We start from the raw sequence: 20,168 nt of genomic DNA on the forward strand, positions 1-20,168 counted from the left end.
GGATCGCTGCCCCATGCCTGAACTGCCGGAAGTCGAAGTGACGCGCCTGAGTTTTGCCGGGCGCATTGCCGGCGCGCGCATTCAGGCCGTCCACCTGGGAAAGCCGCTGCGCTGGCCGTTGAACTGCGCGCCGCAGTCCCTGGTGGGGCGCCAGGTGCGCGGCGTGCGCCGGCGCGGCAAGTACCTGCTGCTGGACCTGGACCCGGGTCTGCTGCTGATTCACCTGGGCATGTCGGGTAGTCTGACGTTTGCCCCCCAGTTGCCGGCCCCGGGAGTGCATGACCATTTTGAATTGCGCACCACGCAGGGCGTCTTGCGCCTGCACGACCCGCGCCGTTTTGGCGCCGTGGTGTACGCGCCCGATGAGCAGGACGCCACGGCCCGCAAGCTGCTGGGCAAGCTGGGCATGGAGCCGCTGGGAGCCGGGTTTGACGCGGCGCTGTTCCACGCGGGCCTGGCGCGGCGCCGGGCGCCCATCAAACAGGTGTTGCTGGCCGGCGACGTGGTGGTGGGGGTTGGCAATATCTATGCATCCGAGGCGCTGTTTCTGGCGAGCATCCGGCCCACCACGCAGGCCTGCAAGCTGAGCCGGCCCCGCGCAGCCCGCCTGCACCAGGCCATCCGCGAGGTGCTGGCGCGGGCGGTGGAGCAGGGTGGCAGCACCCTGCGGGATTTTTCCAACGCCCATGGCGAGGCGGGGCATTTCCAGGCCCAGGCCATGGTGTATGGGCGCCAGGGGCAGGCGTGCAAGGTTTGCGGCACGCCGATCCGCGCCATCCGGCAGGGGCAGCGCTCCACCTATTTCTGCAGCCACTGCCAGAAACCCTGAGGGGGCCGCGTGGGTGCAATGCTATATTGAGCGATTCCTTGGGGGCGACTTTTGGCTACTTCATTTAACGACCAGTTTGACCAGCACGGCTCTTGGCGGCGGGAATTTGCGCTGCGCCTGAAGCTGCTTGCGGAGTGGATGAAGGACAACGAGCTGCTCGATGCCGGAGTCGAGGAACGCCTGCGCCGCCTGGAAACCCAGGTGCGCTCCGACAAGGTGATGGTGGCCTTTGTGGCAGAGTTCTCCCGCGGCAAGTCCGAGATGATCAACGCCGTCTTCTTCGCCGGCTATGGCCGGCGCATCATGCCCGCCAGCGCGGGGCGCACCACCATGTGCCCCACCGAAATGGGGTACGACGCCGACGTGCCCCCTTGCCTGCGCCTGCTTCCCATCGAGACCCGGCTGCAGCCGCAGGCGCTCATGGAGTGGCGCATGGCGCCCGAGAAGTGGACCCGCATCGACCTGGATGTGAACAATCCGCAACAGTTGGCGCTGGCCCTGGAAAAAGTGGCCGAAACGCGCAAGGTGACCCAGGACGAGGCGCGTGCGCTGGGCTTCTGGCACAACCAGGCGCCGGAAGACAACCCCGTGCTGGACGCGCAGGGCATGGTCGAGGTGCCCAGGTGGCGCCACGCGCTGATCAACATTGCCCACCCGCTGCTCAAGCAGGGGCTGGTGATTCTGGACACGCCCGGACTCAACGCCATTGGCGCCGAGCCGGAACTCACCGTCAGCCTGATTCCGCAGGCGCATGCCGTGGTGTTCATTTTGGGGGCCGATACCGGGGTCACCAAATCCGACTTGTCCATCTGGCGCGAGCATCTCATCACCGAGACCCACGACACCAACGCCCGGCTCGTGGTGCTCAACAAGATCGACACGTTGTGGGACGCGCTGAGCACCCCGGCGCAGATTCAGGCCCAGATCGACCGCCAGAAGACCAGCACCGCCGACATCCTGGGCATTCCCCGCGACCGGGTGATTGCCGTGTCGGCCCAGAAGGGCCTGGTGGCCAAGGTGACCGACGACGCGGCGCTGCTCCAGCAGAGTTGCCTGCCGGTACTGGAAGACGCGCTGGGGCGCGGCATGATGGGCAAGCGCCAGCAGATTCTGGCCGATGCCATGGTGTCCGGCATTTCGGACCTGCGCACCGAAACCGGCCGTGTCATCAACATCCGCAAGCGGGATCTGACCGAGCAGATGATGGAGCTCAAGGGCCTGCAGGGCAAGAATGCCACGGTGATCAAGCACATGCGCTCGCGCATTTCGCAGGAGCAGACGGAGTTCGACCTGGGCGGCGCCAAGATCCATGCCGTGCGCTCGGTGCACCTCAAGCTGCTGCGCGAGGTGTTCAGCATCCTGGGGTCGCGGACGCTGAAAAAGGAAATGTCGCAGCTCACCGAGACCCTGACGCAAAAGGGCCTCAAGCTGGGCGTCAAGAAGGCCTACGGCGAAACCTTTGACCGCCTGCGGGGCAACCTGCAGAAGGTGCAGGCGCTGTGCAACGAAATCCAGACCATGCTGGCGGCCACGTTCCGCCAGCTCAATGGCGAGTACGGCTTCTCCTTGCAGGCGCCCACGGAACCCCAGATGGCCGGCTACCTGGAGGAGCTGGATCTGGTGGAGCGCAGCCACCTGCAGTACCTGGGCATCGGTAACGCATTCAAACTGGCGCAACCCGAATTCGCCGATCGCCTGGTGCGGGCTCTGTCCACCCGTCTGCGCAACACGCACGAGGCGGCCTTGGCCGATGTGGAGCTGTGGAGCAAGTCGGCCGCGGCCCAGCTCGACGCCCAGCTGCGTGAGCGCCGGCGCAACTTCACCCGCCGCATCGAAGCCATCGACCGCATCCAGCAGGCCGCCGGCGGCCTGGAAGACCGTATCCAGGACATCGAGCAGCAGAGCGCGGCCCTGAACCAGATCGATGCCAAGCTGGCAGAGCTGACCGAGTACCTGATCGTCTCCAACCAGCCGTCCAGTACGGTGGTGGACGTGGAATTCGCCTGAGCGTGGCCTTGCCGGTGGATGATTTTGCCACCCGCGTCGTGCGGTGGCAGCAGCAGCACGGCCGCAACGACCTGCCGTGGCAAAACACCCAGGACCCGTACCGGGTGTGGCTGTCCGAGATCATGCTGCAGCAGACGCAGGTGGTGACGGTGCGCGACTACTTTGCCCGTTTCGTGGCCCGCTTTCCGGATGTGCAATCGCTGGCTGCGGCCAGCTTGGACGACGTGCTGGGCCTGTGGAGTGGCCTGGGTTATTACAGCCGCGCGCGCAATCTGCACCGCTGTGCGCAGCAGGTCATGGCGCTGCACGGCGGCGCGTTTCCCCGCGCTGCGCAGGTGCTGGAAACCCTGCCCGGCATTGGGCGCTCCACGGCGGCGGCGATCGCGTCGCTATGCTTTGGCGAGCGGGTGGCCATTCTGGATGCCAACGTCAAGCGGGTGGTGACGCGGGTCGTGGGTTTCGACGCCGACCTGGCGCAGGCGGCCAACGTGCGCGCCCTGTGGGAAGTGGCCGCAGGGCTGCTGCCCCGGCCGGACGGCGCCGCGGCGGCCATGCCGCGCTACACGCAGGGCATGATGGACCTGGGCGCCACGGTGTGCCTGCCCCGCAAGCCCGATTGCGCGGCCTGCCCGGTGCAGTCCGTGTGTGTGGCCGCAGCGGCCGGCAACCCCCAGCAGTATCCGGTGCGCACGCGCACGCTCAAACGCAGCAGCCAGTCGCTCTGGCTGTTGTGGGCCCAAACCGCGGACGGCGCCGTGTGGCTGGACAAACGCCCCACGCCCGGGGTGTGGGCAGGGCTGCACTGCCTGCCCCTGTTTGACAGCGAGGACGCCTTGGTGCGCGCCGTGCCGGTTTCCCTGCGTGCCGGTCTGCAGGCGCAACCGGCGTTCCAGCACGTGCTCACGCACAAGGATTTGCACCTGCACGTCTGGCGTTTGCCGGTGCCGGACGAGGCGTTGGAGTGGGGTGACGGGCGCTGGGTGGCGGCGCACGCGTGGCCGCAGCTGGGTTTGCCCGCGCCCATTCGCAAGCTGCTGGCGCAGGCGGACCCGGGTTAGGCGGGCCTTAAGGAACAGCGCTTAGAGGCCGTCGATTTCGCGGTGGCGTTTGAGCGTGACCCATTGCGCGGCAAAGTGCTGCGCCAGGCGTTCCACCAAGTAGACCGAGCGGTGCTGGCCACCGGTGCAGCCGATGGCCACGGTGACATAGCTGCGGTGGTCGCGCACCAGGGCGTCGAGCCAGCTCTCCAGGAAATGCGCAATGTGGTGGAGCATCAGGTCGACGTCGGGCTGCGTGTGCAGGAAGTCCATCACGGCCTGGTCGCGCCCGGTCAGGGGGCGCAGTTCGGGCTCGTAGTGCGGGTTGGGCAGCATGCGCACATCAAATACATAGTCGGCGTCGGTGGGCACGCCGCGCTTGAAGGCAAACGACTCGAACACCAGGGTCAGCTGCGCGTCCGGTGACGAAATCAGCGTCTTGACGTAGGCCTGCAATTGCGAGGGGCGGATGATGCTGGAATCGATGACGTGCGCCTGCGCGCGCAGGGCCGCCAGCAGCTTGCGCTCCAGCTCGATGGCGTCCACCAGCGCGCGGCGCGCGTCCTGCTCGCCATGTCCGGCAGGGCCCTGCGACAGCGGGTGCTTGCGCCGGGTTTCGGAATAGCGGCGCACCAACGTATCAGTATTGGCGTCCAGAAACAGCGACTTGACGGCAATGCCCTGGCTGCGCAGGGCTTCCAGCTGCTGCGGCACCAGCGGCAGCGAGGTGGCGCTGCGCACGTCCATTGCAATGGCCACGCGGCGTGCCTGGTGTTTTTGCTCCAGCTCGACAAACGCCACCAGCAGCTCCGGCGGCAGGTTGTCCACGCAGTAGAAACCGGCATCTTCCAGCGCGTTGAGGGCGACCGACTTGCCGGAGCCCGACATGCCGGTGATCAGCAACAGTTCCATGGCGTGGGGTGTGTCGCTCATGGCATCAGGCTCCGGATTCCAGCATTTCGCGGGCGTGGGCGAGGGTGGTGCCCGAGAGCTTCTCGCCGCCCAGCATGCGGGCGATTTCGGTCACGCGCTGCTCGCCGTGCACCGCGGCCACCGTGCTGAGCGTGACCTTGCCGTCCATCTGCTTGGCCACCACCAGGTGGTGGTTGGCGCAGGCGGCCACCTGGGGCAGGTGGGTGACGGCCAGCACCTGGCGGTCCTGGCCCAGCTGCTGCATGAGGCGCCCCACGGTTTCGGCCACGGCGCCGCCGACGCCCGAATCCACTTCGTCAAAGATCAGGGTTTGCGCGGTGCCCAGCTGGCTGGTGGTCACGGCAATGGCCAGCGCCATGCGCGATAGCTCGCCGCCCGAGGCCACCTTGCCTACCGGGCGCGGTGTGCTGCCGGCGTGGCCGGCCGCCAGAAAGCCCACGTCTTCCAGCCCGCTTTGCATGGGCTGTGCAGCGGGTTCCAGCACCACCTGGAACTGGCCGCCCTGCATGCCCAGGCCCTGCATGGCCTGGGTGATGGCCTGCGCCAGCAGCGGCGCGGCCTTGGTGCGGGCCTTGGTGATGGTCTTGGCCTCGGCTAAGTACGCGGCGTGGGCCTTCTTTTCGGCGCTTTGCAGTCCTTCCAGGTCGGACGCCGCATCCAGCTGGGCGAGTTCGGCCTTCCAGGCGGCCAGCAGGGCCGGCAGTTCCTCTGGCGGGCGCTTGTAGCGCCGTGCCAGCGAGATCCACAGCGACAGCCGTTCATCCAGCTCGGCCAGGCGTTCGGGGTCGAGCTCGGTGCGGCGCAGGTAGGCGCGCAGGGTGTGTACGACGTCTTCCACCTGCGCAATGCTGGAGCCCAGCACGTCTACCGGGTCCTTGAAGTCGGGCTCCAGATGGGCTTGGCCTTGCAGTAGTTGCAGCGCGCTGTGCAGCAGCTTGAGCGCGTTGCCGTCTTCGTCTTCCAGCCGTTGCAGGGCGCCTTGCGCGGCATCCAGCAGGGCCTGGCCGTTGGCCAGCCGATTGTGGCTGCTCTGCAGCTCGTCCCACTCGTCGGCCTGCGGGGCCAGCTTGTCGACTTCGCCAATCTGCCAGGTCAGGCGTTCGCGTTCGCGCTGCAGGGTGTCTTGGGCGGCCAGGGCTTCGGTCAGGGCATTCTGGCTCTGCCGCCATTCCTGCCACCGCGCAGCGAGGGTGGTGGTGGACACCTGGGCATAGGCGTCCAGCAGGCCGCGCACGGCGTCCGGGCGGGTCAGGCTCTGCCAGGCGTGCTGGCCGTGGATGTCGAGCAGCTGCTCGCCAATGGACCGCAGCTGCTGCGCGGTGGCGGGGCTGCCGTTGATCCAGGCGCGGCTCTTGCCTTGCAGGTCCACGGTGCGGCGCAGCAGCAACAGCTCGCTGTCGTCAAAGCCGGCTTCCTGCAGGCTGGCGCGCACGCCGGCCGGGGTATCGAATTCGGCGCTGACGTCGGTGCGGCTGGCGCCCTCGCGGATCACGCCGGTATCTGCCCGTGCGCCGGTGACCAGCTGCAGGGCGTCGATCAGGATGGACTTGCCGGCGCCGGTTTCCCCGGTGAGCACCGTGAAGCCGCTTTCCAGATCAAGCTCCAGCTCGCTGACGATGACAAAGTCCCGCAGGACAATACGTTTCAGGGCCACGGTTACGCTGCTCCTTCGTTCCAGTGTAATTTTTGGCGCAAGGTGTCAAAATAGCTCCAGCCCTTGGGGTGCAGGAAGCGCACGTGGTACTGCGAGCGGGTGACCACGACGCGGTCACCGTGCAGCAGCGAGGCCAGGGACTGCATGTCGAAATTGGCGCTGGCATCGCGTCCTGCTACGATTTCTATAGCTATCTCCGCAGTATTGGCGAACACAATCGGCCGGTTTGACAGGGTATGCGGCGCAATGGGCACCAGCACCCAGCCCGGAATGGCGGGGTGCAGGATCGGCCCGCCAGCGGAGAGCGAATAGGCCGTGGAGCCGGTGGGCGTGGCAATGATCAGGCCGTCGGCCCGCTGGTTGGCCACAAAATGCCCGTCCACCTCCACCCGCAACTCCACCATGCCCGAGGTGGCTCCGCGGTTGACCACCACTTCGTTCATGGCCAGCGCCGTGAACACGCAATGTCCGTTGCGCATAACCTTGCCCTGCATCAGGCTGCGGTGGTCTTCTTCGTAGTGGCCGGCCAACATGGGCAACAGGCTGGCCTGGTAGTTTTCGAACGGAATGTCGGTGATGAAACCCAGGCGCCCCTGGTTGATGCCAATCAGCGGCACCCCGTAGGGCGCCAGCTGGCGGCCTATGCCCAGCATGGTGCCATCGCCGCCCACCACCAGGCACAGGTCGCAGGTGCTGCCAATTTGCGCCAGGCTCATGGCGGTGTAGGTCGTCAGCCCCATGTTGGTGGCGGTGTCGGTTTCCACCACCACCTCGCAGCCCTGATCCATGAGGAAGTGGGCAATGTCATCCAGGGCCTGGCGTGACGACGCGCCGGAGGCGCCGGACGAACTGGCCTGGTACTTGCCGATCAGTGCAACGTGGCGGAATTGGGACTTCATCCGCAAATTACATCATTAAAATGATCCCATGCTCGATGATCGTTCCAAGTTGTTGTTGAAAGCGCTGGTTGAGCGCTACATCGCCGATGGACAGCCGGTGGGCAGCCGCACGCTGTCGCGGGCATCCGGGCTGGAGCTGTCGCCGGCGACCATCCGCAACGTCATGTCGGACCTAGAGGAAATGGGGCTGATTGCCAGCCCGCACACCTCGGCCGGACGCATTCCCACGGCACGCGGCTACCGCCTGTTCGTGGACACCATGCTCACCGTGCAGCCCACCCAGTACGCGGCGCACAGCCTGGCGCCAGACCAGCCGCAAAAAGTCATCTCCAACGCGGCCAACCTGCTGTCCAACCTGTCGCAGTTTGTGGGCGTGGTGATTGCGCCCCGGCGCACCTCGGTGTTCCGCCATATTGAATTTCTGCGCCTGTCGGAGCGCCGCCTGCTGGTGATCATCGTCTCGCCCGATGGCGACGTGCAAAACCGCGTCATCTTCACCGAGCAGGACTATTCGCAGGCCCAGCTGGTGGAGGCGGCCAATTTCCTCAACAGCCAGTATGTGGGGCTGGACATTGAGCACGTGCGCGAGCGCCTGCAAGGCGAGGTGGAGTCCCTGCGCTCCGAGATTGCCGCGCTCATGCAAGCGGCCGTGACCGTGAGTTCGGAGGCCATCACCGAAACGCAGGACGAGGTCATCATCTCGGGCGAGCGCAACCTGCTGTCGGTGTCCGATTTTTCCAGCGACATGGGGCATTTGCGCCGCGCGTTCGAGCTGTTCGAGCAAAAGGCCCAGCTCATGCGGCTGATGGACATTGCCGGCCAGGCCGAAGGCGTGCGCATCTTCATCGGCGGCGAGAGCCAAGTGGTTCCCTTTGAGGACTTGTCCATCGTCAGCAGCCCCTATGAGGTGGACGGCAAGGTGGTGGGCACCCTGGGCGTGATCGGCCCCACGCGCATGGCCTACGACCGCATGATCCAGATTGTGGACATCACCTCCAAATTGGTAAGCAACGCCCTGAGCCACCACAAGTAGCCCATTACAATCAGCGCTTCGGTTGGGGCGTTAGCTCAGTTGGTTAGAGCAGAGGACTCATAATCCTTTGGTCGCGGGTTCAAGTCCCTCACGCCCTACCAATATCCATGCGCCTCCGCACCCGTCTCGGGATCGGAGGCGTTTCTACAAACAGGCGCGCATTTCTACATTTCAGAAGATAAAGTCTTCGGTAATAGGAGCTTAGACATGAAATGGATGAGTCGTCTATTGAGTGGCGCAGTACTCGCTGGAGTCAAATTCCTTATTGCGTCTGTGCTCGCTTACTACGGGTTCACTTCGGAGTGGTTTCATGAGCTCTGGGTAGTGTTTCGAGGTTACCCCTTGCCCCTCCAGGCTGTCGTCTGGGCATCATTGGCCTTCGCTTCAACCGCCGGCCTTGTCATGCTGCTTCGTATGCCAATCGATCCGATGCATCCGGATTCCTTGCCAAAATATTTTAAGTTCTACTTATTTCCTTTCCGGCGAATCTCATGGCGCTTCGAACGCCTCTTCAATAGCTATAGTGACTACGAAAATAAATTTTTGATCGCGAATTTCCCCTTTTATTTGAAGGCGAACGGACGACGTGACTTGAATCCAATATCTGCAGTAATCCGGAGTCGAGTGACCGGTGTATCCATTCCAGTTGCACTTGCAGGTCCTCCCCTTGCCGGAGGCTATGTACCGGCATCAACGGTTGAATCCTGTGTATCGGGCATTTGGATCAGTGGCGTAGCGGAATTTTCCCCGCCAATTTACGCATATGAATTTTTGGATAGGTTTGGCGATTTCGACTTTATTTTTGAATATGACGATCACAAAGTCTTTCGTCGTCATTTTTCAATTAGAGAGGTCGAAAATTACTTAAAAAATTGGCAGCAATTTTTCGAAAAACGAGATCGGCATTCACTACCAACCGTGAAGGTAAAAGCCTAGGTAACGAAGTCTTAGCGCAGCGGTTTAACTCGCTCCCCCATCCGGGACTTGAAGTCGTGTTCTGTCATATCGCGCTTCTTGTGCGCTAGTAGCTTTTGCGAGTGCGCCAGGTCGCCCGTGTAGGTTGCGGCTTTCGCCCTGATACCCCGAAACTGAAAATCTACCTTTGCCGCCTGGCCGCGAATGTCCAGGTAGCAGCACCTTAGGCGGCTGTCTTCTTGTCCGCCAGCAGGCGCGCTTCCAGGTGCTTGCGGCAGCTGGCGTTGATGACGCGCAGTTCGGCCAGGGTCTTGTCGATCTGGGCGCGTTTCTTTTCCAGCTCGGCAATCTCGGTGTCGGTGCGCTCGATCACGTAGCTGAGCTGTTGCGCGCGGCCTTCGCCCTGGTGGCCATACAGGTCCAGGTAACGTTTGATTTCGGACAACGGTGAACCGATGTCCTTGGCGCGCAGGATGAGGGAGAGGCGGGCGCGGTCGCGGCGGGTGTAGACCCGCGCGCCGTTGATGCGTCGCGGCGACAGCAGCCCCTTGTCTTCATAAAAACGCAGGGCGCGCAGCGTGATGCCGAACTCGCGGCACAACTCGGTGATGCCGAAGAGTTCGGAAGTGCCCTCGTCGCGGTGCGAGTCGACGAAGGCCTGGGCGTCCGTGACGGCCGCAGTGCTCGCGGCCACCCGGGGCGACTGCGATGCCTTGGCCGTTTTCTTGGACGTGGTCACGCTGGCGGCTCCCGGTGGTCTTAGATGACGCGTTGCAGGCGCATGGCAACACCCATGTCGCCAGAGACCTTGAGCTTGCCGGCCATGAAGCCGGTGGTGGGCTCCAGGTCGCCGCTGAGCAGGGCGTTGAGGTTGTCCAGGGTGATGCCCACGGTGCAGTCGGCGTCGGTGTTGGCGTTGGACACGGTGTTGGGGGTGGACTTGCCGTCGATCAGGATGACGCCGTCAGCGCCGCAATCGAATTTCAGGACGGCGCCCAGGCCGCTGTCAGCGCCAACTTTGGTGCGAATGGCTTGTGTGCATTCTTCGAGGTTCATTTGAATTTCCTTGGTGTGTGGTTTGGGGGTGTCTCCCGCAGCGGTGGCTGCAGGAACCGGCCCGAATCTTAGCAACATTGCATGACGTTAAGTATAGTATTAATACCTATACGATATTTGGTTGACGTTAACGTTACCCTGCACTAAACTGCGCCCAGTTTCAACGCAAGGACCCGTTCTGATGCCTGCTATCCGTTCCAAAATCAACGTCAAGGCCGATGCCTTCGCTGCCAATGTGCAGCGCATGCAGGGCCTGCTCTCCGAGGTGCAAAGGCTGGAAGGCCTGGTCATCGCCGAATCCGAATCCAAGCGCGAGAAGTTCGAAAAGCGCAAGCAGCTGCTGCCGCGCGAACGCGTGGCGCGCCTGCTGGACCGCGGCACACCGTTCCTGGAGCTGAGCCGCCTGGCGGGGCTCAACATGCACGACGACGATGGCAAGAAGGCCGTACTCGGCGGCGGCTCCATCATTGGCATCGGCGTGGTGGCGGGCAAGCGCTGCCTGGTGTCGGTGAACGACAGCGCGGTCAAGGGCGGAACGGTGGCACCCATGGGTCTGCGCAAGGCCTTGCGGGCGCAGACCATCGCCATCGAAAACAAGCTGCCCCTGATCTATCTGGTGGAAAGCGGCGGCGCCAACCTGATGTACCAGGCCGAGATCTTTGTGGACGGTGGCCGCAGCTTTGCCAACCAGGCACGCATGTCGGCAGCCGGCCTGCCGCAGATCTCCGTGGTGCACGGCTCGTCCACGGCCGGTGGCGCCTATCTGCCCGGCCTTTCCGACTACGTGATTCTGGTGCGCGGGCGTTCCAACATCTACCTGGCTGGCCCCCCGCTGGTCAAGGCCGCCATTGGCGAGGACTGCACTGACGAAGAGCTGGGCGGCGCCGAGACCCACGCCCAGGTCACCGGCCTGGGCGAGTACCTGTGCGAAGACGATGCCCACGCCATCGGCATGGCCCGTGAGGTGATGGACAAGCTGCGCTGGGACCAGACGCCCGCAGCCGCCAGCTATGCCGAGCCGCTGTACGACGAGCAGGAGTTGATGGGCATCGTGCCGGCTGACGAGCGCGAGCCCTACGACGTGCGCGAGATCATTGCCCGCCTGGTGGATGGCTCCGATTTCCTGGAGTTCAAGGCCAGCTACGCCCCCGAGATGATGTGCGGCCACGCCCGGGTGCAGGGCCATCTGGTGGGCATCCTGGGCAACAACGGCCCCATCCAGCCCGCCGGTTCGACCAAGGCCGCGCAGTTCATCCAGCTGTGCGACCAGAGCGGCACGCCGCTGATCTTCCTGCAGAACACCACCGGTTACATGGTGGGCTCGGTGGCCGAGCGCAGCGGCGCCATCAAGCACGGCTCCAAGATGATCCAGGCCGTGGCCAACGCCCGCGTGCCCAAATTCACCGTGGTGGTGGGCGGCTCGTATGGCGCCGGCAACTACGGCATGTGCGGCCGCGGTTTCGACCCGCGCTTCATCTTCTCCTGGCCAACGGCCCGCACCGCCGTGATGGGCGGCGCGCAGGCGGCCAAGGTGATGGACATTGTCAACCGCGCCAAGATCGAACGCGCTGGCGGCGAGGCCAACGAAGAAGCCCTCAAGGCCATGTCCGACGGCCTGCGCCTGCGGCTGGACAAGGAGTCTGCCGCCCTGTTTGGCACTGCCCGCCTGTGGGACGACGGAATCATCGATCCGCGCGACACACGGCGCGTCCTGGGGCTGTGCCTAGCACTGGCCCAGGAAGCCGAGCAACGAACCCTGCGCCCCAACACCTTCGGTGTGGCACGCATGTAACTCCCCTATCTCCCAACACACCCACCTTCAACTTCAAGGCATTCACCATGAAATTCACACCCGAACACGAGCAAATTTCCGACACGGTACGCAAGTTTGTGGCCAACGAGATCAACCCCCATCTGCCCGAGTGGGAGAAGGCGGGCATTTTCCCGGCCCACCAGCTGTTCAAGAAGATGGGTGACCTGGGCCTGCTGGGCATCAAGTACTCCACGGAATACGGCGGCATGGGTCTGGACTTCAGCTACTCCATGGTGATGGCTGAAGCCCTGGGCGAGTGCAATGCCGGCGGCGTGCCCATGGCCATTGGTGTGCAAACCGACATGTGCACCCCGGCACTGGCGCGCTTTGGCTCCGACGCCCTGCGCCGCGAGTTCCTGGCACCGGCCATTGCCGGTGACATGGTGGGCTGCATCGGCGTGAGCGAGACCGGCGGCGGCTCGGACGTGGCCGCCCTGAAGACCACCGCCCGCAAGGACGGTGGCGACTACATCATCAACGGCTCCAAGATGTGGATCACCAATGGCATGCAGGCCGACTGGTGTTGCCTGCTGGCCAACACGTCGGACGGCCCGGTGCACAAGAACAAGTCGCTCATCATGGTGCGCCTGGACAGCCCGGGTGTGACACGCCAGAAGATCGAGAAGATCGGCATGCACTCCAGCGACACCGCCCAGCTGTTCTTCGACAACGTGCGCGTGCCCCAGAGCAACCTGATTGGTCAGGAAGGCATGGGCTTCATGTTCCAGATGCTGCAGTTCCAGGAAGAGCGCCTGTACGGCGCCGCCGGTTCGCTGCGCTCGCTGGACAAGCTGATCGACCAGACCATCGAATACACCCGCCAACGCCAGACCTTTGGCAAGCCCATCCTGGACAACCAGGTGGTGCATTTCCGCCTGGCGGAGCTGCGCACCGAAGTGGAGGCCCTGCGTGCGCTGACCTACCGCGCGGTGGAGGCATACGTCAGCGGCAAGGACGTGACCAAGCTGGCCTCCATGGCCAAGCTCAAGGCCGGCCGTCTGAGCCGCGAAGTGGCCGACAGCTGCCTGCAGTACTGGGGTGGCATGGGCTTTACCGCCGACAACCCTATCTCGCAAGCCTACCGCGACGGCCGTCTGATTTCCATTGGCGGCGGCGCCGACGAAATCATGCTGGGCATCATCTGCAAGTTCGAAGGCACTTTGCCGGGCAAAGCGTAATGGCATTTGCTATGCAATTTGAAGCAATCCACGCAGAGCAGACGGGGCCTGCGCTGTATATCACGCTGAATCGACCGGAGTCGCGCAACGCCATGTCGCTGCAGATGGTGGCCGAGCTGCGCCAGGCGCTGCAGGCTGCCGAAGCCACCGTGGGCCAGCCCGACGCGGTCCGTGTCGTGGTGCTGCGCGGTGCAGGGGGGCACTTCTGTGCCGGCGCCGATCTGAAAGACATGGCCGGCGCCCGCATGCGGGCCATGCAGGCCACGCAGGGTGGCGGCGACCCCATTGCGGAGGTCAATGCCGCCTTTGGTGAGCTGTGCGTGGCTTATTCCCGCACACCGCTGGCCGTGGTGGCGGTGCTGGAAGGCACGGTCATGGGCGGTGGCTTTGGTCTGGCCTGCGTGGCCGACGTGGCCCTCGCCAGCGAGACGGCCAGTTTCCGTCTGCCGGAAACCACGCTGGGCGTGGTGCCGGCCCAGATTGCCCCGTTCCTGGTGGAGCGCCTGGGCTACTCGCAGGCCAAGCGCCTGGCCGTGACCGGTGGCCGCCTGGACGCCGCAGCGGCCTTACGCATTGGCATGGTGCATGCCGTGGCCACCACCGCGGCGTTGCCAGCGGAACTCGACACCGTGCTGGCCGACATTCTGGCTTGCGCCCCCGGCGCGCTGGCGGCCACTAAGGCCCTCATGGCCCAGGCCCGTCTGAGCGAGCCGCAGGCGCTGGTGCCAGCGGCGGCCGCCATCTTTTCCCGTGCAGCCCAAGGCCCGGAGGGGCTGGAAGGCATGACTGCATTCATTCAAAAGCGCAAACCACAGTGGGCACCGCAATGACCTTCTCCAAAATTCTGATTGCCAACCGGGGCGAGATCGCGTGCCGGGTCATCCGCACCGCCCGTGACCTGGGCTACCGCACCGTGGCCGTGTTCAGTGACGCGGACCGCCATGCGCCCCACGTGACCCTGGCCGATGAGGCCGTGCACATTGGCGCTTCGCCTGCCGCCGAGTCCTACCTGCGGTTTGACGCCCTGCTGGACGCGGTCCGCAAGACCGGTGCAGATGCCCTGCACCCCGGCTACGGTTTCCTGAGCGAGAACGCCGCGTTTGCGCAGGCCTGCGCCGATGCCGGCGTGGTCTTCATCGGCCCGCCTGCCAGCGCCATTGAGGCCATGGGCGACAAGGCGTTGGCCAAGCGCCGCATGCTGGATGCCGGTGTGCCGTGTGCGCCCGGCTACCTGGGTGCCGACCAGAGCGATGCCAACCTGATTGCCGAGGCCAAGAAGCTGGGTTACCCCCTGCTGGTGAAGGCCGTTGCCGGCGGCGGCGGACGCGGCATGCGCCTGGTGCGCGCCGACAGCGAACTGCAGCAGGGCATTGACGGTGCGCGCCGGGAAGCCACCAGCGCGTTTGGCGACGGCACGCTGATGCTGGAGCGCCTGATCGACAACGGCCGCCACATCGAGATCCAGGTGTTTGCCGATGCCCATGGCAACGCCGTGTATCTGGGCGAGCGTGACTGCACGGCCCAGCGCCGCCGCCAGAAGGTGATTGAGGAAGCGCCGTCGCCTGTGGTCACTCCCGCCATGCGCGAAGCCATGGGCAAGGACGCCGTGGCGGCAGCGCTGGCCGTGGGCTACCGCGGCGCGGGTACGGTGGAGTTCATCGTGGACGACAAGCTCAACCACTACTTCCTGGAAATGAACACCCGCCTGCAGGTGGAGCACCCGGTGACCGAGTGCATCACCGGCTACGACCTGGTGGAGTGGCAGCTGCTGGTGGCGGCGGGCGAACCCCTGCCGGCACGCCAGGCTGATATCACCCTCACCGGCCACGCCATTGAAGCGCGCCTCTACGTGGAAGACCCCTACGCTGGGTTTGCGCCGCAGACCGGAACCGTGCTGTGGTGGCGCCCCGCCGATGCCTTGCACGCGGGCGTGCGCATTGACGACGGCATTTGCGAGGGGAGCGTGATCTCCCCGTACTACGACCCCATGGTGGCCAAGGTGATCGTGCACGGACGCGACCGCGACGACGCCATCCGCCGCCTGCGTGCAGCGCTGGCCAATGCGCCTCTGCTGGGCTTGCGCAACAACGGGCGTTTCCTGAGCGACCTGGTGGACCACCCGGCTTTCCGAAAGGCCGAGATGACCACCACCCTGATCGACCAGTGGCTGGACAAGGGCGAACCTCTGCTGCAGGAAGCTGCACCCGGCGACGAGGTGTGGTCCGTGGCGGCCATGGCCCTGGCCATGCGCCACGGCAACAGCTGGCGCGCCGACAGCGTGGCCGCGTTTGAACTGCTGCTGCGCAACGGCGACACGGTGCGCAGCGTGCGGGTCCGCCCTGACCGCCATGGCGGTGTGGTGCTGATGCTCGACGGCGCCACGCGCCACGCCAAGGTGCTCGGCGGTGTGGAAGGGGAACTGCGCTACGAGATCGACGGCGTGGTGCGCTCGGCCATATCGGTCCTCAGTGGTTCGGATCTGCATCTGGCGCTGGACGGACGCGCCTTTGTATTCACCGAGGTGTCACCGTTCCCGGACGCCGACGCCCTGAAGGATGCCAGCAAGGCGCGCTCGCCGGTGGCCGGCAAGGTCACGCAGATTCTGGTGACGCCGGGCGCTGCGGTGGAAGACGGCCAGGCCATGGTCTGTGTCGAAGCCATGAAGATGGAAATGTGGTTGTCAGCCCAGGCCGCGGGCCAGGTGCTGGCAGTGCATGCCAACGTCGGAGACCAGGTGGAGGCCGGTGCCCTGCTGGTAGAACTTGAATTGACCCCAACCAAGGAAGCATGATGGAAAAAGCAATACTCACCTGTGCGCTGACTGGCGTGCTGACCAACCCCAAGCAGCACCCGGTTCCGGTGACACCGGCCCAGATGGCGGCGGAGGCGCGCGATGCGTTCAATGCCGGCGCGTCCATCATGCACGTGCATGTCCGCAACCAGGAGGAGGGCATGGGCCACATGCCCTCGTGGGACCCTGAGGTGATGGCCTCGGTGGTGGACGCGATTCGCGCTGCCTGCCCCGGCGTCATCATCAACCTGACCACGGGGGTGGTGGGTAAGGACGTTTCCGGCCCCCTGGCTTGCATCCGGCGCGTCAAGCCCGAGATTGCCGCCTGCAACGCCGGCAGCCTGAACTACCTCAAGATCAAGGATGACGGCAACTGGGCCTGGCCGCCCATGGTGTTTGACAACCCGGTGTCCAAGGTTCAGCAGTTTCTGGACGTGATGGCCGAGTGTGGCACCCACCCGGAATTTGAATGTTTCGACGTGGGCATTGTGCGCGCGGTGGGCATGTTTGTAAAAAACGGCATGCTCAAGCCTGAGATGGGCCGCCCCGAGTACAACCTGGTCATGGGTGTGGCCTCGGGCATGCCGTGCGATGCGGACCTGTTGGCGCTGCTGCCCCAGTGGATGGTGCCCAACAGCGTGTGGCAAGCCACGCTGATTGGTCGCCAGGAAATCTGGCCGGTGCACCAAAAGACCGCCGATCTGGGCGGCATGTTGCGCACCGGCCTGGAAGACACCTTCTACCTGCCCAACGGCGACCGCGCTGGCGGCAACGGTGCCCTGATCACTGAACTGGCCGCCTGCGCAGAGCGCGCTGGGCGTTCCATTGCCAGCCCGGCCGAAGCCCGTGCACTGCTGGGACTCAAACCCTGACATCGGCAAGAATGTGGGCCGTAACTGGATGAAACTTGCCGAAGTGGCAAATCTTCTGATATACTTCGAGGCTTAGCGGCTGTAGCTCAGCTGGATAGAGTACTTGGCTACGAACCAAGGGGTCGTGGGTTCGATTCCTGCCAGCCGCACCAAAAGTAAAGGCCTGTGATTGCAAGATCACAGGCCTTTTTCTTATTCCGATCCTGTTGCACGGTGTTCCATGAGCAAGGCTTTTACCAAAGAGTCGGCAGGCGCAGACGATGCCGACGACGAATTGCAACTGCCCCCCATTCCGGCCGGTGGCAAGAACTACATCACCCCACAGGGCTATGCGCGACTGCGCGACGAGCTGCTGGCGCTGATTGACGTTGAGCGCCCCAAGGTCGTGGACATCGTGCATTGGGCGGCCAGCAATGGGGATCGTTCGGAAAACGGGGATTACCTCTACGGCAAGAAACGTTTGCGCGAGATCGACCGCCGGATCCGCTTTCTGACCAAGCGCTTGGAGATTGCCGAGGTGGTCGACCCGTCCGTGCATTTCGGCAATACCCAGATTTTCTTTGGCGCCACGGTGACCTACGCCGACGAGACCGGCCAGGAGCGCACCGTCACGATCATGGGCATTGACGAGGCCAACAGTGCGCAGGGCGAAGTCAGCTGGATTTCGCCCATTGCCCGCACGCTGCTCAAGGCCCGCGAGGGCGATGAACTCAAACTGGTCATGCCCGAGCGGGTGAGCGAGATCGAGGTGCTTGCGGTGCGCTACCCCAGTCCCGCGAAGGCTTAACCCGGCGTTGCCACCTTGCTGCGCGAAGCGCGTATCACGGACGGATTGCGGTTGAGGTTGCGCAAGGCGGTTTCCAGGTGGCTGGCGTCGCGCACGGCCACCACAAAGCGCAGGTCCATGTCGTCGTGCGGAGCTTCCTGCCCCATGTCGATGTGCACGATGTCGGCTTCGGCCGCCGCCAGCGCTGCAGCAACCTTGGCCAGTACGCCTTTGCCGTTGGTGACGGTGACCACAATGCCGGCTTCAAACGCCCGCACAGGTTCGTCAGCCCATTCGACGCCAATGAAGCGCTCGCTGTCCTTGTGCTGGAGTTTCTTGGCAATGGGGCAGTCCTGCACGTGCACCACCAGACCTTCGCCGCGCCCCAGGTAGCCCACAATGGCATCGCCGGGTATGGGCCGGCAGCAGTGGGCAAACTGCACCGACGCGTTCTCGCTGCCGTCGAGCGTGATGGAACCCTGCGAAGTGGTTTCGTGGGCGGTGAAGCGCTCGCGCGTGAGCAGCAGGGCGTCCGGGCGCTCCCCTTTTTCGGCCAGCAGATGGACCAGGCGCTTGGCGACGATGTGGGCAATGCGCTTGCCCAGTCCGATATCGGTCAGCAGTTCCTGGCGGTTCTTGCTGCCGGTGAAGCGCAGCAGCTTCTCCCAGATGGGTTCGTAGGCGGGATCGTCGTCGGGGAAATGTTCGATGCCCTCGGCGCGCAGGGCCTGCGCCAGCAGCTTGCCGCCGAGCTCTTCGGATTCGGTCTGCGCCAGGGTCTTGAGATGGTGGCGGATTTTGGAGCGCGCGCGCCCTGTCCGCACAAACGCCAGCCACGCGGGGTTGGGTGCCGACACCGGGGCCGTCACGACTTCCACCACGTCGCCGTTCTTGAGCTCGGTGCGCAGGGGCACCTGCTCGCCGTTGATGCGGGCCGCCATGGTGCGGTCACCCACATTGCTGTGGATGGCATAGGCAAAGTCGACCACGGTGGCCCCGCGGGGCAGTGCCATGATCTGGCTCTTGGGGGTGAACACGTAGACCGCGTCGGGGAACAAGTCCACCTTGACGTGGTCCCAGAACTCCGCGGCATCCCGGGTTTCGTCCTGGATGTCGAGCAGGGATTGCAGCCACTGCGTGCCCAGCCGGTCGGAAGAGGTGTCGTCCGGATTCTTGACCTTGTACAGCCAGTGCGCCGCCACCCCCGACTCGGCCACGATGTGCATGGCTTCGGTGCGCATCTGGAATTCCACGTTCACACCCGACGGCCCCACCAGCGTGGTGTGCAGGGACTGGTAGCCGTTGAGCTTGGCGATGGCGATGTGGTCCTTGAACTTGCCCGGAACCGGCTTGTAGAGCTGGTGCAGGATGCCCAGGGCCGTGTAGCAATCGGTGACCTGGGGCACCAGCACCCGGAAACCGTAGATGTCGGTGACCTGGGCAAAGCTCAGGTTCTTGCTGTCCATCTTGCGGTAGATGGAGTAAAGCGTTTTCTCGCGTCCGGCAATGCGCACGTTCATGTGCGCGGCGGCAAACGCGGCTTCCACTTCCTTCTGCACTTTCTGGATCAGGTCGCGGCGCCGGCTGCGCGCCTTGGCCACGGCCTTGGACAGCGTGGCGTAGCGCCAGGGGTGCAGGTGGCGGAAAGCCAGGTCCTGCAACTCGCGGTAGGTCTGGTTCAGCCCCAGGCGGTGGGCGATGGGGGCGTAGATGTCTTGCGTCTCGGTCGAAATGCGGCCCCATTTGGCCCGGGGCACATCCGACAGGGTGCGCATGTTGTGGGTGCGGTCGGCCAGCTTGATGAGGATGACGCGCACATCCCGCGCCATGGCCAGGAGCATTTTGCGAAACGATTCCGCCTGGTTCTCTTCACGGGTGTTGAACTGGAGCTTGTCGAGCTTGGTCAGTCCATCGACCAGCTCCGCCACGGGGGAGCCGAAGCGCTCGATCAGTTCGGCCTTGGTCACGCCGCAGTCTTCCATGGCGTCGTGCAGCAGTGCAGCCATCAGGGCCTGCGCGTCCAGCTTCCATTCGGCGCACTGCGTGGCGACGGCAATGGGGTGCGTGATATAGGGCTCGCCGTTGTTGCGCAGCTGCCCCAGGTGGGCTTCGTCGGCAAAGCGGTAGGCCTGGCGGACCTGCTCGTAGTCCGACGGGGTCAGGTAATCGAGCTTGGCGGTCAGCCCCGCCAGGCTGGCGGAAGCGGCAGTGACGGCGGCGGGAGGGCGTGCCTCTTTCTGCCCCCCTTCCGGAACCGGGGCATCCTTGCGTGGCGTGGGTTTTAGCGAAGATCCCATGTCTCAAATGTAGCGCGCTGCCTGGATTTTGGCTGTCCGGTCGGCATAAAGACCAAAAAAAAGCACCGCATGCGGTGCCTTTCTGGGG

General features: G+C 64.5%; 17 protein-coding genes and 2 tRNA genes. 13 read left to right on the plus strand and 6 right to left on the minus strand.

What is annotated here, in order from left to right; all coding sequences use genetic code 11:
* Nucleotides 1-13 precede the first annotated feature (13 nt).
* Genes mutM through mutY form a run of 3 tightly spaced genes read left to right on the plus strand, consistent with a single transcriptional unit; the run spans nt 14 to nt 3,894 of the window.
* Nucleotides 14-829, plus strand: a complete 816-nt coding sequence (mutM, locus tag AC1Q5W_RS14965; RefSeq protein ID WP_492645239.1) for a bifunctional DNA-formamidopyrimidine glycosylase/DNA-(apurinic or apyrimidinic site) lyase — start codon at nt 14-16, stop codon at nt 827-829.
* Nucleotides 830-880: 51 nt separating this feature from the next.
* Nucleotides 881-2,836 carry a dynamin family protein gene (locus AC1Q5W_RS14970; RefSeq protein WP_492645240.1) on the plus strand — a complete coding sequence of 652 codons (1,956 nt, stop codon included), beginning with the start codon at nt 881-883 and terminating at the stop codon, nt 2,834-2,836.
* Nucleotides 2,837-2,838: 2 nt separating this feature from the next.
* Complete coding sequence (gene mutY / locus AC1Q5W_RS14975) at nt 2,839-3,894, plus strand: A/G-specific adenine glycosylase (RefSeq protein ID WP_492645241.1); 1,056 nt, start codon at nt 2,839-2,841, stop codon at nt 3,892-3,894.
* Between the two features lie 21 nt (nt 3,895-3,915).
* Here mutY and rapZ read toward each other — a convergent pair whose 3' ends face one another.
* Genes rapZ through AC1Q5W_RS14990 form a run of 3 tightly spaced genes read right to left on the minus strand, consistent with a single transcriptional unit; the run spans nt 3,916 to nt 7,359 of the window.
* Nucleotides 3,916-4,806 (minus strand): RNase adapter RapZ, encoded by an 891-nt coding sequence (gene rapZ / locus AC1Q5W_RS14980; RefSeq protein ID WP_492645242.1) that lies wholly within the window; start codon nt 4,804-4,806, stop codon nt 3,916-3,918.
* Between the two features lie 4 nt (nt 4,807-4,810).
* A complete protein-coding gene (gene recN / locus AC1Q5W_RS14985; protein WP_492645243.1) occupies nt 4,811-6,460 on the minus strand; it encodes a DNA repair protein RecN in 1,650 nt (549 codons plus the stop codon).
* A 2-nt stretch (nt 6,461-6,462) separates the two neighbouring features.
* Entirely contained in the window at nt 6,463-7,359 is an 897-nt protein-coding gene (locus tag AC1Q5W_RS14990; protein ID WP_492645244.1) for an NAD kinase, read from the minus strand.
* Between the two features lie 28 nt (nt 7,360-7,387).
* Here AC1Q5W_RS14990 and hrcA point away from each other — a divergent pair, with 28 nt between their 5' ends.
* The 3 genes from hrcA (at nt 7,388) to AC1Q5W_RS15005 (ending at nt 9,328) form a co-directional block, all read left to right on the plus strand.
* The gene (hrcA, locus tag AC1Q5W_RS14995; RefSeq protein ID WP_492645245.1) at nt 7,388-8,392 is read left to right on the plus strand and encodes a heat-inducible transcriptional repressor HrcA; all 1,005 of its coding nucleotides are present in this window, start codon (nt 7,388-7,390) and stop codon (nt 8,390-8,392) included.
* A gap of 24 nt (nt 8,393-8,416) precedes the next feature.
* A tRNA-Ile gene (locus AC1Q5W_RS15000) sits at nt 8,417-8,493 on the plus strand.
* 106 nt (nt 8,494-8,599) lie between these two features.
* Nucleotides 8,600-9,328: a hypothetical protein gene (locus AC1Q5W_RS15005; protein WP_492645246.1), complete on the plus strand. Its 729-nt coding sequence runs from the start codon at nt 8,600-8,602 to the stop codon at nt 9,326-9,328.
* A 202-nt stretch (nt 9,329-9,530) separates the two neighbouring features.
* Here the strand turns inward: AC1Q5W_RS15005 and AC1Q5W_RS15010 are convergent, their stop codons facing one another.
* Nucleotides 9,531-10,046, minus strand: coding sequence for a MerR family transcriptional regulator (locus AC1Q5W_RS15010; RefSeq protein WP_492645247.1), 516 nt, complete (start codon nt 10,044-10,046; stop codon nt 9,531-9,533).
* A gap of 20 nt (nt 10,047-10,066) precedes the next feature.
* Nucleotides 10,067-10,363 (minus strand): SCP2 sterol-binding domain-containing protein, encoded by a 297-nt coding sequence (locus tag AC1Q5W_RS15015; protein WP_492645248.1) that lies wholly within the window; start codon nt 10,361-10,363, stop codon nt 10,067-10,069.
* Between the two features lie 181 nt (nt 10,364-10,544).
* On the opposite strand from AC1Q5W_RS15015, the gene AC1Q5W_RS15020 reads away from it, so the two are divergent.
* The 7 genes from AC1Q5W_RS15020 (at nt 10,545) to greB (ending at nt 17,804) form a co-directional block, all read left to right on the plus strand.
* Nucleotides 10,545-12,155 (plus strand): acyl-CoA carboxylase subunit beta, encoded by a 1,611-nt coding sequence (locus tag AC1Q5W_RS15020; RefSeq protein ID WP_492645249.1) that lies wholly within the window; start codon nt 10,545-10,547, stop codon nt 12,153-12,155.
* A 47-nt stretch (nt 12,156-12,202) separates the two neighbouring features.
* Nucleotides 12,203-13,354, plus strand: coding sequence for an acyl-CoA dehydrogenase family protein (locus AC1Q5W_RS15025; RefSeq protein ID WP_492645250.1), 1,152 nt, complete (start codon nt 12,203-12,205; stop codon nt 13,352-13,354).
* 11 nt (nt 13,355-13,365) lie between these two features.
* Complete coding sequence (locus tag AC1Q5W_RS15030; RefSeq protein ID WP_492645251.1) at nt 13,366-14,184, plus strand: enoyl-CoA hydratase/isomerase family protein; 819 nt, start codon at nt 13,366-13,368, stop codon at nt 14,182-14,184.
* On the plus strand, nt 14,181-16,145 hold the full coding sequence (locus AC1Q5W_RS15035; protein WP_492645252.1) for an acetyl/propionyl/methylcrotonyl-CoA carboxylase subunit alpha: 1,965 nt from the start codon (nt 14,181-14,183) through the stop codon (nt 16,143-16,145). Before AC1Q5W_RS15030 ends, AC1Q5W_RS15035 begins: the two co-directional genes overlap by 4 nt.
* On the plus strand, nt 16,142-17,017 hold the full coding sequence (locus tag AC1Q5W_RS15040) for a beta-keto acid cleavage family enzyme (RefSeq protein ID WP_492645253.1): 876 nt from the start codon (nt 16,142-16,144) through the stop codon (nt 17,015-17,017). Before AC1Q5W_RS15035 ends, AC1Q5W_RS15040 begins: the two co-directional genes overlap by 4 nt.
* A 75-nt stretch (nt 17,018-17,092) precedes the next feature.
* A tRNA-Arg gene (locus AC1Q5W_RS15045) sits at nt 17,093-17,169 on the plus strand.
* Between the two features lie 68 nt (nt 17,170-17,237).
* Entirely contained in the window at nt 17,238-17,804 is a 567-nt protein-coding gene (gene greB, locus AC1Q5W_RS15050; RefSeq protein ID WP_492645254.1) for a transcription elongation factor GreB, read from the plus strand.
* Here the strand turns inward: greB and AC1Q5W_RS15055 are convergent.
* A complete protein-coding gene (locus AC1Q5W_RS15055; protein WP_492645255.1) occupies nt 17,801-20,080 on the minus strand; it encodes a RelA/SpoT family protein in 2,280 nt (759 codons plus the stop codon). The genes greB and AC1Q5W_RS15055 overlap by 4 nt on opposite strands.
* Nucleotides 20,081-20,168: the final 88 nt, after the last annotated feature.

The sequence above is a fragment of the Rhodoferax sp. MLSD5-FHT05B10 genome (assembly GCF_058793415.1).